Here is a 14,326-nt window from a genome sequence, read left to right as displayed (position 1 = left end):
ATATTTAAAAAACCTAACAATCTACTTTATTCAGCACTTTGTTCAAGTTCAACATTTAAGCCAAGGGATTTTAATTCCTTCACTAGCACATTAAAGCTTTCAGGTATACCAGCCTCAAAATCGTCCTGATCTTTAACGATCGCTTCATAAACCTTAGTACGGCCTGAAACGTCATCTGATTTAACCGTAAGCATTTCCTGCAAGGTATAGGCAGCCCCATAAGCCTCCAAGGCCCATACCTCCATTTCCCCGAAACGCTGGCCACCAAATTGGGCTTTACCACCCAATGGTTGTTGCGTCACCAATGAGTAAGGACCAATAGAACGCGCATGGATTTTATCATCAACCAGGTGATGCAACTTAAGCATGTAAATATAACCAACCGTCACTTGGCGCTCAAAAGGATCTCCCGTACGTCCATCAATCAATGTACTTTGCGCCGAAGGATTAAGCCCCGCCTCTTTCAACATGTTTTCGATATCAGGAATGCTTGCTCCATCAAACACCGGAGTCATAATCGAGACACCCTTACGAAGATCATTACAGAAATTAAGCAGTTCAGCCTCTGAAAGATTGGCTATTTTTTCATTAAACGTTTTTTCGCCATAAATCAATCTAAGGCGATCCAAAAGTTCCTGTTTCTTTTCACCAGTCTTCATATACTGATCAACAACTTGGCTGACTTGTCTACCCAGATTTGCACAGGCCCATCCCAAATGAGTTTCAAGGATCTGACCAACATTCATACGGGAAGGCACACCCAACGGATTCAACACGATATCAACAGAGGTTCCATCCTCAAGAAATGGCATGTCCTCAACTGGCACAACACGGGAAACAACACCCTTATTTCCATGACGACCGGCCATTTTATCCCCAGGCTGTAATTTTCTTTTAACGGCAATGAAAACCTTAACCATTTTCATAACACCAGGAGGAAGCTCGTCACCACGCTGGATCTTATCAACCTTGTTGTTGAAACGCGCCTGAATATTGGAAACCTCACGATCAAAGTCACGTTTTATCTGTTCAATATTAGCCATTACATCATCATCGGCAACAATGATATGACGCCATGTTCCACGGGGATGTTCGGCCAACACTTCTTCCGTTAAATCCGTTCCTGATCTAATTCCCTTGAATCCTGCCCCGGCTTTCTGATTGAGAAGATTCTCTTTCAACCTGTTATAGAACGCACGTTCTTGAATGGCCAACTCATCATCACGATCCTTGCTTAACCGTTCAATTTCAGCACGTTCAATTGCCATTGCACGCTCATCTTTATCAATACCGCGACGAGAGAAAACACGAACATCGACAACGGTCCCACTTGTTCCAGGCGGTAATTTCAGGGATGTATCACGAACATCAGAAGCCTTTTCACCAAAAATAGAACGTAAAAGCTTTTCTTCAGGTGTCATCGGGCTTTCACCCTTGGGGGTGATTTTACCCACCAAGATATCACCGGGATTTACTTCAGCACCAATATACACGATACCAGCTTCATCCAGATTGCGCAGCGCTTCCTCCCCGACATTGGGGATATCCCGAGTTATTTCCTCTTGGCCCAATTTTGTGTCACGTGCCATCACCTCAAATTCTTCAATATGAATGGAAGTAAACACATCATCCCGCGCAATACGTTCTGAAATCAGTATTGAATCTTCGAAATTGTAACCATTCCATGGCATGAAGGCAACAAGAACGTTCCGGCCAAGCGCCAATTCACCAAGCTCTGTTGAAGGACCATCAGCGATAATATCGCCAGCCTTAATATGATCACCAACATAAACCAATGGACGCTGATTGATACAAGTTGACTGGTTAGAACGCGTGTATTTCCGTAAACGGTAAATATCAACACCTTGCGTTGCACCATTTTCATCCGTTGCACGGACAACAATACGAGCTCCATCAATCTGATCAACAATACCACCACGACGAGCCACAATCGTTGCTCCAGAATCTCTTGCAACTGCAGCTTCCATTCCTGTTCCAACTAATGGCGCATCTGACCGAATTAATGGAACGGCTTGACGCTGCATGTTTGATCCCATCAAGGCACGGTTTGCATCATCGTTTTCAAGGAACGGAATCAGGGCGGCGGCAACAGAAACCAATTGCTTTGGCGAAACATCACAAGCAGTAACCTCTTCTGGTTTTACCAGTTGAAAATCGCCATTTTGTCTTACAGAAACAAGATCTCCTGTCAAATGTCCATGACTGTCCTGTTTGGCATCTGCCTGTGCGACGATAAGCTTTTCCTCTTCCATGGCGGAAAGATATTTCCACCCATCTTGCAACTGACCATCCTTGACCAAACGATAAGGTGTCTCAATAAACCCGTATTTGTTTACTTTTGCATACGTTGCCAAAGAATTGATCAAACCAATATTTGGACCTTCGGGCGTTTCAATCGGACAAATACGTCCATAATGTGTCGGATGAACGTCACGAACTTCAAATCCGGCACGTTCACGGGTCAGCCCGCCCGGTCCCAAAGCGGATAAACGACGTTTATGTGTAACTTCTGACAATGGGTTCGTTTGATCCATAAATTGCGATAACTGTGATGAACCAAAAAATTCACGAACGGCGGCAACAGCCGGTTTTGCATTAATAAGGTCATGCGGCATGACTGTATCAATATCAACAGAGCTCATTCTTTCACGAATGGCACGTTCCATTCTTAACAAACCAAGACGATATTGGTTTTCCATCAATTCACCCACAGAACGTACACGACGATTTCCAAGATTATCGATATCATCGACACTTCCTTGTCCATCTTTTAATTCGCACATGATTTTGATCGTCCGCAAAATATCAATTTTACGAAGCGTACGAATAGTGTCATCCCCTTCCACACCAAGACGCATATTCATTTTTACACGTCCAACAGCAGAAAGATCATAACGATCAGCATCAAAGAATAATCCGTGAAACAACGCCTCTGCCGTTTCAGCCGTTGGAGGTTCACCAGGGCGCATGACACGATAAATATCAACCAGCGCATCATCTCTGGACGTATTTTTATCAACAATCAATGTATTTCTGATCCAGGGACCGACATTATTGTCAATCGCCAGCGTCGGTATTTCTTTTAAACCAAGCTCTTCCAGCGTATCCAGTATAGCTTCGGTAATCTCTACACCAGCCTCGGCATAAATTTCACCGGTTTCTTCATTGACCAGATCATGAGCAAAATAACGTCCAAGCAAATCTTCCCGTTTAACAAGCACGTTTTTCGTTTTTTCAGCAATCTTGCGAATAAGCCTTGCAGTCAACTTGACATTTTCTTCAGCTACAATCTCACCAGTATCCGCATCAACCAAAGGGGACAGTAATTTTAAATTGCGAAAAGCATCCTGCTCAAAGGTGCGAGACCAACCATCAGCAACTTTTTTGAAAACTACTGTATTATAAAAATATGAAAGGATTTCATCATCATCCATTCCATGAACAAGAACGGAATCCACATCCCCACCCTCTTTAATTTTCGCCTCTCGCAAAGCAATCGAATTTTCACCCTCAAGAGCATACAAAAAGGTTGTGACAGGAATTTTTCTCTTTCGATCTATTCGGACGTAAATTAAATCTTTACTATCAAATTCAAAATCTAGCCAGGAACCACGATAGGGAATTATTCTTGCCGTAAACAAAAATTTGCCTGATGAATGGGTTTTCCCACCATCATGGTCAAAAAACACCCCTGGACTGCGATGCATTTGAGATACGATTACACGTTCAGTACCATTAATAATAAAGGTGCCATTTTCTGTCATCAAAGGCATATCGCCCATATAGACAGGTTGTTCCTTAATATCACGAATAGAACGAGACCCCGTATCTTCGTCAATATCCCAAACGATCAAACGAAGAACGACTTTTAATGGTGCCGCGTAAGTCAATCCCCGCTGAAGACATTCCTCAACATCATATTTAGGTTCTTCAAATTCATAATTTACAAATTCAAGACGACCATTACCTGCAAAATCGCTGATTGGAAAAATAGATCGAAAAACCTCTTCCAAACCAGTTAATGAACGATTTTCCGGCTTTACATCTCGTTGTAGAAAAGCCTCATAACTTGCCCGTTGCACATCAATTAAATTTGGCATCGGAGCAATTTCAGGAATCCGTCCAAAATTTTTACGAATGCGCTTGCGCCCAGTGAACGATTTGCTTACCGCGTTCATCGTGTATTGTGCCCTATCGCCTGCTTCCGGATAAATTTGTCACACAAACCATCTGGATAATTATAAACTCATGATCCCAATAAGGGATCACACTCTCACTAATCCCTAATATATAAAGGGAATACTATTTTACAATCGTTAAATATATTTCCTTTTAACGACCAAGCAGGCGGAAACCCCTACTCACGAGTTCCGCCTTACCTTATTTTAAAGTCTAACAGCAGAAAGAAAATTTTCTACCGTTTGCTTCATAGCCTTATTTAATTTCGACTGAAGCGCCTTGTTCTTCAAGGGTCTTTTTAATTTTTTCAGCTTCATCCTTACTTACGCCCTCTTTAAGCGTTTTAGGAGCCCCCTCAACCAAATCCTTAGCTTCTTTCAAACCCAGACCTGTGATGGTGCGCACTTCTTTAATAACATTGATCTTCTTATCACCAGATTTAGCAAGAATTACATCGAATTCAGTTTTTTCTTCAGCTGGAGCAGCACCACCAGCAGCTGGAGCAGCGGCAACAGCAACAGGAGCAGCAGCAGAAACGCCCCATTTTTCTTCCAACATTTTAGAAAGCTCAGCAGCCTCTAATACGGTTAAAGCAGATAATTCATCAACAAGTTTAGCTAGATCAGCCATTTATATTCTTCCTATTCATATACTAATAAGTGATTTGAGATAAGTCTACTGATTATTCAGTAACTTTTTAAAGACTTAATTATTTTATTAAGCCGCTTGCACATCACCTTTGTCCGCATAAGCACCAAAAACCCGTGCCAATTGACCAGCAGGAGCTTGTAATACACCAGCAATACGTGTGGCAGGTGTAGAAATAAGCCCAACCAGTTGTGCACGAAGCGCATCCAAGGATGGAAGCTCTGCAAGGGCCTTGACCTGATTCAAATCAAGTAATTGGCCACTTAACGCTCCACCAAGCACAACAAGTTTTTCATTGGTTTTGGCGAACTCGACGGCTACTTTCGCAACAGCAACTGGATCCTCTGCCCAAGCAAGAGCTGTAGGCCCAGTTAGCATTGGCGTAATGCCTTCGAATGGGGTACCTTTTGCGGCGAGGGTGACCAAGCGGTTTTTCCCAACTTTATAAGTTGCCCCAGCAGCACGCATACGACGACGCAAATCCGTAACATCAGCAACCGTTAATCCCGCATTGCGCGTAACAACGACCATTGAAGTGTTTGCGAAAACAGATGCCATGGAAGCAACAAAAGCTTGTTTTTCCGTGCGGTCCAAATCCCGTCTCCATTTTGATCAGTTAAATTTATAACTGTTCAGGTTACCATTTAGATCAATAAAATGAATTTTATTGATCCGGTTCGCCTGTCCTTAACGGAATCACTAGCATATAAATAATTTTTCAATCTATAATACCAGCCCCGTCTTCCATGCGCGGTTCTAAACCTTTAAAATCTTACATTACGTACGGTCTTGGACAGGTTTGAGACATTTTAAAATGTCTCGACAATACTATCCCCTTATTAAAAAGGGATAATAAAACTTTTTTATTAACCAGCGTTAACGCTAGCAATATCCACTTCAATGCCAGGACCCATTGTTGAAGAAAGATAAATCTTTTTCATATAGGTACCTTTAACCCCTGTTGGGCGTGCTTTTTGCACAGTATCAACAAAAACTCGGATATTTTCAAGAAGATTTTCAGCACTAAATGATGCCTTACCCACACCAGCATGAATGACACCGCCCTTTTCGGCACGATATTCAACCTGACCTGATTTTGCAGCTGTTACAGCAGACTTAACATCCATTGTAACAGTTCCCAATTTGGGATTAGGCATCAAACCACGTGGACCAAGAATCTTACCAAGACGCCCAACCAGCGCCATCATGTCAGGGGTTGCAATACAACGGTCAAAATCAACCTGACCCGCCTGCACTTTTTCCGCAAGATCTTCATCACCAACAATATCTGCGCCAGCCGCTTTAGCCTCTTCGGCTCTTTCACCCCGTGCAAAAACAGCAACACGCAAAGTTTTTCCTGTTCCATGTGGCAGTGACATTAAACCTCGAACCATCTGATCCGCATAACGAGGATCAACACCTAGATTAATGGCAATTTCAACTGTTTCGTCAAATTTAGCCTTCGCATTATCACGAATCAATGCAACAGCATCTTTCAATGCGTAAAGCTTATTTCTTTCAATAGAAGCATAAGCTGCAGCAATACGTTTATTCTTTGCCATCTCTTAAGCCTCCTCAACCTTCAAGCCCATGGAACGTGCAGATCCTATCAACATATGAACGGCACCATCAACGTCATTCGCATTCATATCTTTCATCTTTTGCTCAGCGATTTCACGCAATTGGCTGATTTTTACTGTACCAACAGTTGCACCCTTACCAATAACAGAGGCACCTTTGGAAATTTTTGCAGCTTTCAACAAAAAATAAGTATTAGGGGGTGTTTTAGTGATGAAGCTAAATGTACGATCTGCATAAGCTGTGATCACGACAGGAATAGGCATTCCTGGTTCCAAGCTTTGTGTTGCAGCATTAAACTCTTTACAAAATTGCATAATATTTAAGCCGCGCTGACCTAGGGCAGGCCCAACAGGTGGGGATGGATTCGCCTTTCCAGCTGGAATTTGCAATTTAATGTAGCCAACAATCTTTTTGGCCATATCCGGGTCTCCTTAACATTAATCTACCCAGACCGCGGTTCACACGAAAACCCAAAGAAAAATTCTTTTTTCCTTGTTGCTAAAGTAATCTCCCGCGTTCCGATAAGAGTTGATATTTTTCTTATAGTTTACAAAGTTTGTCAAGATTTTATTTAAAATCCAATAAAATATTATTCTTAAAGATTGAAAAAAAAATTATTCTTTTAAAAATTACAATTAATCAATAATTAATATAATCTAAAGGTAATCAATCAATGAAACATCTCATGATTTTACGTTGCGGTACAAAATCCATTCACAAATCATGGATACACCTTATACAAAAAATAATGGACATCGCTTTTGTATATTATGATAATGCTGATTTTTCACAAGACAACCCTACTTACACATATAAAGTTGAAGGAACAAAATTAAGTGGGGTTCATGACTTCATCATTAATAACCCAGATATTATTAATCAATATGATTTCTTTTGGCTATTTGAAGACGATTTATATATTTCCTATCAATCAGCAAGAAAAATCGTTAATTTTATTAATAAATATCAACCTGTCTTATCTGCCCCATCTTTAACGTTAGAAAGTTTTTTTACTCACCCTATTACACTGCAACAACAAACATTACTCTTACGAGGAACAGATTTTATTGAATGCATGGCTCCCATAATGAGCAGAAAATTTTTGAAAAACACCTTAGCTCAACTAAAAGAATTCCCACTATGGGGTATTGAAAGATATTGGCAGCATCTATTATGGGAAATGCAAGAGATTGCTTTTATCTACGATCAATGGCCTATAATACATACCAGAGCCCTTGGAACAGGAAGTTTATATCAAACAGCAGAAAAATTGCACATTGATTTTTTGGCGGATGATTCTAAAGCACGCGACCTATATGGGGAAAAATTCAACCACTCCTTACCTACTATACTTTTTGGATTAACCAATCAAAGTGATCCTGAGTTTTTAATTGCTTCTCAATTAAAAAAACATATTAACTTCAATTACTATATATTCGAAGAAATCTTCGAAAACGTAGCGAATCCCATTCATAATGAGCTTCTCCATCAATCAAATCATCGTAATACTTTATTCTCACAATTTCTATCTTTTTCCACGGTTCAAAAGCTTTTATCTATTAGAAATTTTTCACCTGATGAAAGTAATATTATTGTTCGTGAGTGGGCTTATGGCAGTCAAACAGACAATGTTTGTTGGTGTAATAATATGCAATTTGACATGAAAGGCCGTGTTCATAATTATTATCATGAAAACGAATATTATTGGAAAATCATTAATGGAAATTTAAATTTAATTTCCAAAGATCAGAAAATATCCACTATATTTGATCATAAAGAAATAACTCCTGATAATAAGATAAAATTAATAGGAAAATTCAATGGCAATGAACATCAATTACATTATTTAGAAGAAAGACATTAATTTCTTATCTGATGAAATTAATATTGAATCTTTTTATTTTTTGTAGGTAGGTTTTTATCAAATCCTAGATGATTATACTGCAAAACTTTAAAAGATTCTAAATTTTTAATAGGCAAATTCTGTCTACCCCATCCCCCACCTAATGCCACCACCAAATTAACTGAAGCCTGCATTAAGCTAATTTGACTTCGGACTTCAGCCAATTGGGCGGCTAATGCGGCATTCTGGGCTGTAACAACGTCTAGATAAGTGGTTAATCCTCCTGTATATAATGACATTGCCATTCCCTGTGTCCGTAAGGCCGCTTCAGAGGCCTCCTTATTTTGTTCTAATTCCAGCCGCATCTTTTGCGTTAAGGTAAGATTATCCTCAACCTCACGAAACGCATCCAAAACAGTGGAGCGATATTGATCCCGTGTTTGTCGGTAGACTGACCAGCCCTTTTGTAAACTTGCCCGACGTAATCCCCCCTGAAACAAGGGTAAAGCCCCCTGAATTGCCGCAGACCACATGCTGTTGGCCATATTTGCCAAGCCAAATCCCTTGTCCTGAAAACCACTTGCCGCGTTAATCGTGATATCAGGATAAAATGCAGCTTTTGATATGCCTATATGGCGATTGGCAGCGGCCATCTGTCGCTCAGCACTGGCTATATCAGGTCGACGTTGTAATAGAGATGATGGAAATTCCACCGGTATATTCGGTATATAATCATTTAGATTTGTTTTTACCGATTTTATATGAAAATCTGCGGGGAATTGATTAACCAAAACAGCGATCGCATGTTCGGTCAAATCCCGTCTGGCTTGTATCTCTGTTTGTTGTGCCTTTGTAATTGCCAATTGATTTTCGGCACGTGAAACGTCTATCCCAGCCGAAATGGCACCTGCCTGACGCATACGCGTGATATCAACCGCAGCTTCATAATATTGTATGGATTGGCTTAAAATCTCATTCTGAGCATCATACCCACGTAAAAGCATATAACTGCCTGCCAGATCCCCTTCCAGAGATAGTTTTGCAGATTCATAATCAGCAGCTTTCGCTTGAACCAGGTTTCTTTGCATCCTTATTTCATTTCTAATTTTACCCCATAAGTCTGCTTCCCATAAAACAGAAGCCTGATATTGAATATTTGTTTCTTCAATTGGAGCATGACTGGTTTTACTTCGGAATAACCGGTGATGGGATTGTTTATATCTTCCACCACCAGCTTCAAGATTTAATTGTGGGTACAAATTCGATCTAACCTCTCCAAGAACAGCGCGACTTTGCATATAGGTTTCTGCTGCCGCTTGCAAATCAGGATTATTTTTTTCCAGATCGCTTTCCAGTTGATTTAACACAGGATCATGGAATATCTCCCACCATGCACCTTTAGGAATCTGATCCTCAGGTTGAGCAATATGAAAAGGGGCTGTTCCATGCCAATTTTCAGGCAGAACATAATGAACAGGTTTGTAATGCGGGGCTAAATCACATCCATTCAGAAAAACAAGACATGCCATTAACAAATAACCATATGGTATATTGGCTTTATCTGCCTTCTTATTCCACATTGGATTCAGCCGCATTTTTCTTGAACGAATCATTATCATATTTTTTTGTTACAGATTCGCTATTTTGAAAATTATCGTTATATCCTGGTGTGCTATCTACAATTTTAACCTGTTGCCCATTTAATAACCCAGCTGATGGATTATTCACAATCCAATCCGTTTTTTTTATCCCTGCCAATACCTGAATTGATTTACCAAGATTATTTCCTAATTTTACCTTCTGCATCCGAACCCGATGATCATTCCCGACAACGGCAACTTGCATACCCTCACTACGAAAAATCAAAGCCTGTTCTGGAATGATCAAAATATCTGGATCTGCTGGGGTTATAAAATGAACCTGTACAAAAGTTCCGGGCCATAATATATGAGAGGCGTTTTCAACGGTCAATTCAGTTGTCACTGTACGGCTGGCCATATTAAACGCCCTTGCAGATGTCAAAAAATCCGCCTGAAAGGTTTTTCCTGGATATTGAATTGTTGTCAATTCAGCCTTTAACCCTTTTTTCAGGATTGATGCATAATCCTGCGGCACATCTACAAAAATACGGAGTTTATGAATATCAGAAACCGTAAACAACTCGGTTGCCTTACCTTGACGGCTTAAATCTCCATTATTATTCACAAAATCCCCTACATCCGTTAATCGCGATGTAACAACGCCACTAAAGGGAGACTTGATTTTTTTGAATGCCTGTAAAGCCTCATACCGGGCCACTTCATGGCCCGCTGCATCCACTTCAGCCTTTTGAACTTTAGCATTGGCGACCTGAACATCAACTTCCTGCTGGGATACCGCTCTGGTTCCTGACAAGGCCCGCCAACGTTTTGCCGTAACTGCCGCCAATTGATAGCGTGTCTGGGCAACTTTCAAATTTGCTTTTGCTGCCTCATACTGCGCGTCCAGACCAGGAGTGTCAATTGTTGCCAGTAATTCACCCGCTTTTACAGTCGCACCATAATCCTTGTACCAATGTTGGACATATCCTGATACCTGTGCATAGATTGGCGCCTGATACCATGCCGATACATCTCCAGGCAAAGTAAGACTTCTTATCGCTGGACCTTTTTGTGGCTGGATACATTGAACAATGGGAAATGAATCTTTCCTGGCCTGTTCTGTCAGTTTGACAACATCGTGCTGTCGCTCAACAATTCCAAAAATTGCGTAAATACAAGCGCAAATTCCAATCATTAAAAAAATAGCCTTGGTTTTTTTTGAAAAGTTGGACATCCACTATTCCTTTATCCGGCCATGACGGTTATAAACCAATGCAAACACACATGGAACAAACAACAAGGTTGCAAATGTAGCCAGAGTTAGCCCCCCCATAACGGCTTTGCCTAAAGGGGCATTTTGTGTGTTACTGAATGACATCGGTATCATGCCAATTATCATTGCCGAAGCCGTCATTAAAACAGGCCTGATACGACCATATCCGGCCTCAACTGCGGCTTTTACCGCATCTCCATGCTCAGCAAGCCGTTCCCGAGCGAAAGAAACAACAAGAATGGAATTAGCAGTGGCCGTTCCCATACACATAATTGCCCCTGTCAACGCGGGAACAGACAATGCATTATGACTGATAAACAAACTCCAAGAAATCCCTGCCAGGGCACCCGGCAATGCAGTGATGATAATAAATGGATCTAGCCAGGATTGAAAATTGACAACGATAATCAGATAGACAAACAATATAGATAATGCCAATCCCCCCAGTAATTGCATATAAGCATTATACATTGTTGTAGCCTGCCCCCGAATGGCTATTGTAGAGCCACGGGGTATTGTCGCCTTTTCCCTTTTGATAACTTTTTTGATATCCCTGCTGACAGCCCCCAGATCTCGTCCTTCATTACTGGCATAAATCTCAAATACGGGCATGATATTGTAATGGGATATTTCACCACCTGATCCTGTATGATCAATACGGCTCAAGGATCCCAAAATCTGCGACTTGATTTTCTTTTCCCCTCTTTCGGAACCATTGACAGGAATGGTTTCCAGATCATTCATATTCTGTAAATCAGATTGTGGGGTTTGAATATTCACCAAATGAGACACCCCTGTCTTGATATCCAGCCAATAAGTGGGTGCGACCTGTCCGCTTCCCGATAAGGTTGCAAGAGCATTATTTGCAATATCCGCCTCAGTTAATCCTGTACTAAGAGCAAAATCACGACGGGTATTAATCATCAGGGTTGGTGTAGAAACCGTTTGTTGAACCCTTACATCCGCAATACCAGGAATACGCTTTAATTTTGCGGCAATATGTTTTGCATACTCATAGTTACCTGCCAAGTTTCGACCCACGATCTGCACATTGATCGGGGCAGGTAAACCAAAATTTAAAATTTTGGCGGTGATATCACCCGGCGTGAAGGCAAAGTCTGTTCCTGGAAATTTTTTTCTTAATCCATGTCTGAGAATCTGGCGATATGCCGCAACAGGAGATTCAGAATTCCTTAATGAGATTGTCATGTCACAATCTTGTGACCCTATTGTCGGAGTTGCAACATAAGCCTGGTTGATACTGCTAAAGGGCAAACCACAATTATTGACAATTTCATAAACTTGCCCAGGTAACAAATCACTGATTTCTGAATTGACTAGATAAGAAATTTTACCTGTTTCCTCAATTCTTGAACCCAGAGGAGCACGCATGTGTAAATCTAGTTCACCAGATTTAATTTCTGGAAAGAAATCCTGTCCGACAAAAAATAATAAACCTACAGACAAAAAAGAAAAACTTAAAAAAATTAGGATAAATTTTTTCTTAACAAAAAGAATTTTATGCAAAAAAATCCGATAGTATCTTCTGAATTTCTCAAATCCCTGATCAAAATCATGCTGGAATCGTGCGAAAAAAGTTTCTTTTTTTTTATTGACGCCATGATTTTCCACTTGTCCACGCAACAGATAATAAGCCATGGTGGGAACAAAAGTTCTGGATAAAATAAAGGATGCTATCATTGCAAAAATGATCGCTTCAGCCATAGGCATGAATAACCATCCTCCCACCCCGGTCAGTTGGAACAACGGAAACCAGACGACACAAATACAGAGCGTTGAAACAAAAGTTGGAATCACAATTTGATTGGCCGCATCCACAATTGCATCATACAAGGGTTTACCCATTTCAAGATGCGTGTCAATATTCTCAATCATGACGGTGGCATCATCCACCAAAATCCCGACAGCCAGAGCCAGACCTCCCAATGTCATGACATTGATTGTCTGATGCATTGCCTCTAGACCAATCAGGGCGGATAAAATCGCCAAGGGGATGGAGGTTGCTATAATCAGGGTTGATCGCCATGAACCCAGAAATAGAATTACCACAATACTGGTCAGAAATGCAGCCGTGACCATTTCCCTTAGAACATCATGAACAGAATCCTTAACAAAAACTGAGGCATCTGATAGAATGCTAACATCAACCCCTGGTGGCAGTGTCTTTTGCACTTGTGGCAGTAACCTTTTGATACCAGCCACTACCTGAAGGGTGGAAATATCCCCTGTTTTCATAACGACCATCAAAATTGCCTTGTGCCCCTTCACCAAGACAAGATTGGTTTGCGGCGGGCCACCTCGATGTACCCAGGCAACGTCCCTTAAAAAAACCGTTGCATTGCCGACTTTTTTAATTGGAATATTGTTAAATTCGTCAACAGCTCTGGGACTGGCATTGGTTTGAACCATAAAATCAATGGAACCGACTTTCTGGTCACCAGCTGGCAAGACAATATTTTGCTTGCCAAGGGCATTACCTACATCCGTTGCCGTTAACCCGTAAGCCAGTAAGCGAGCCTGATTCAAATCAACTTGAACATAATTGGAAACACCTCCATAAGGTGAAGGTAATGCCGCCCCCGCAACAGAAATCAAGGCCGGTCGTATTAGATTAGATGCCATATCATAAAGCTGGGACCCGGTAATAGTTTTGGATGAGACCTTTAACATCATGACAGGGATGGATGAAGCACTGTATTTAATGACCAGGGGGGGCGTCGTACCTTTGGGCATCTGTTTTAAAACGGTTTGGGAAACCGAGGTAATTTGTGTCTGGGCCTCTGCAATATCAGTACCGGGTTGAAAAAAAATCTTCACAATTCCACGCCCATAGTAAGAATTGCTTTCAATATGCTCAATATTATCAACCGTGGATGTCAAGGCCCGTTCATAATAGTAAACAATCCGCCCCGACATATCCTCTGGCATCAAACCTGTATAATTCCAGACAACAGCTACCACTGGAATTTTAATATCAGGAAATATATCCGTTGGTGTCCGGAATATAGCCAACACCCCAAAAACAAGAATTAAAATAGCCAGAACAACAAATGTATATGGACGCTTTAATGCCGTAATTACAATTGCATTCACCTTATTAAGATCCCATCCGTCTTTCTTTAATTAACCATATGATTTGCTCGTTCCTTGATAAAATGCTGTTAAACTATTTTAAAACAT

General features: G+C 41.0%; 9 protein-coding genes. 1 reads left to right on the top strand and 8 read right to left on the bottom strand.

The features are described 5' to 3' along the window. Nucleotides 1–26: 26 nt before the first annotated feature. The 5 genes from rpoB to rplK form a co-directional block, all read right to left on the bottom strand. A complete protein-coding gene (gene rpoB, locus H3T57_RS00940) occupies nucleotides 27–4,199 on the bottom strand; it encodes a DNA-directed RNA polymerase subunit beta (protein ID WP_155565788.1) in 4,173 nt (1,390 codons plus the stop codon). A 256-nt stretch (nucleotides 4,200–4,455) separates the two neighbouring features. Next, entirely contained in the window at nucleotides 4,456–4,830 is a 375-nt protein-coding gene (gene rplL / locus H3T57_RS00935; protein ID WP_122123908.1) for a 50S ribosomal protein L7/L12, read from the bottom strand. Nucleotides 4,831–4,917: 87 nt separating this feature from the next. Then, nucleotides 4,918–5,442: a 50S ribosomal protein L10 gene (gene rplJ, locus H3T57_RS00930; protein ID WP_110438413.1), complete on the bottom strand. Its 525-nt coding sequence runs from the start codon at nucleotides 5,440–5,442 to the stop codon at nucleotides 4,918–4,920. 272 nt (nucleotides 5,443–5,714) lie between these two features. Then, nucleotides 5,715–6,410, bottom strand: coding sequence for a 50S ribosomal protein L1 (gene rplA / locus H3T57_RS00925; RefSeq protein ID WP_198192668.1), 696 nt, complete (start codon nucleotides 6,408–6,410; stop codon nucleotides 5,715–5,717). A gap of 3 nt (nucleotides 6,411–6,413) precedes the next feature. Next, a complete protein-coding gene (gene rplK / locus H3T57_RS00920) occupies nucleotides 6,414–6,848 on the bottom strand; it encodes a 50S ribosomal protein L11 (RefSeq protein ID WP_198192665.1) in 435 nt (144 codons plus the stop codon). Nucleotides 6,849–7,102: 254 nt separating this feature from the next. Here rplK and H3T57_RS00915 point away from each other — a divergent pair, with 254 nt between their 5' ends. Continuing rightward, on the top strand, nucleotides 7,103–8,293 hold the full coding sequence (locus H3T57_RS00915) for a hypothetical protein (protein WP_198192663.1): 1,191 nt from the start codon (nucleotides 7,103–7,105) through the stop codon (nucleotides 8,291–8,293). Between the two features lie 17 nt (nucleotides 8,294–8,310). On the opposite strand, the gene H3T57_RS00910 is transcribed toward H3T57_RS00915, so the two are convergent. The 3 genes from H3T57_RS00910 to H3T57_RS00900 are packed head-to-tail and all read right to left on the bottom strand — an operon-like array spanning nucleotide 8,311 to nucleotide 14,239. Further along, nucleotides 8,311–9,867, bottom strand: a complete 1,557-nt coding sequence (locus H3T57_RS00910; RefSeq protein ID WP_232349700.1) for an efflux transporter outer membrane subunit — start codon at nucleotides 9,865–9,867, stop codon at nucleotides 8,311–8,313. Continuing rightward, nucleotides 9,842–11,086, bottom strand: a complete 1,245-nt coding sequence (locus H3T57_RS00905) for an efflux RND transporter periplasmic adaptor subunit (RefSeq protein WP_198192661.1) — start codon at nucleotides 11,084–11,086, stop codon at nucleotides 9,842–9,844. Before H3T57_RS00905 ends, H3T57_RS00910 begins: the two co-directional genes overlap by 26 nt. A 3-nt stretch (nucleotides 11,087–11,089) precedes the next feature. Then, nucleotides 11,090–14,239, bottom strand: a complete 3,150-nt coding sequence (locus H3T57_RS00900) for an efflux RND transporter permease subunit (RefSeq protein WP_198192659.1) — start codon at nucleotides 14,237–14,239, stop codon at nucleotides 11,090–11,092. Nucleotides 14,240–14,326 lie beyond the last annotated feature (87 nt).

Source organism: Commensalibacter sp. W6292M3 (genome assembly GCF_016101315.1).
Classification (GTDB): Bacteria; Pseudomonadota; Alphaproteobacteria; order Acetobacterales; family Acetobacteraceae; genus Commensalibacter; species Commensalibacter melissae.
This window is presented reverse-complemented; position numbering and strand designations above follow the sequence as displayed.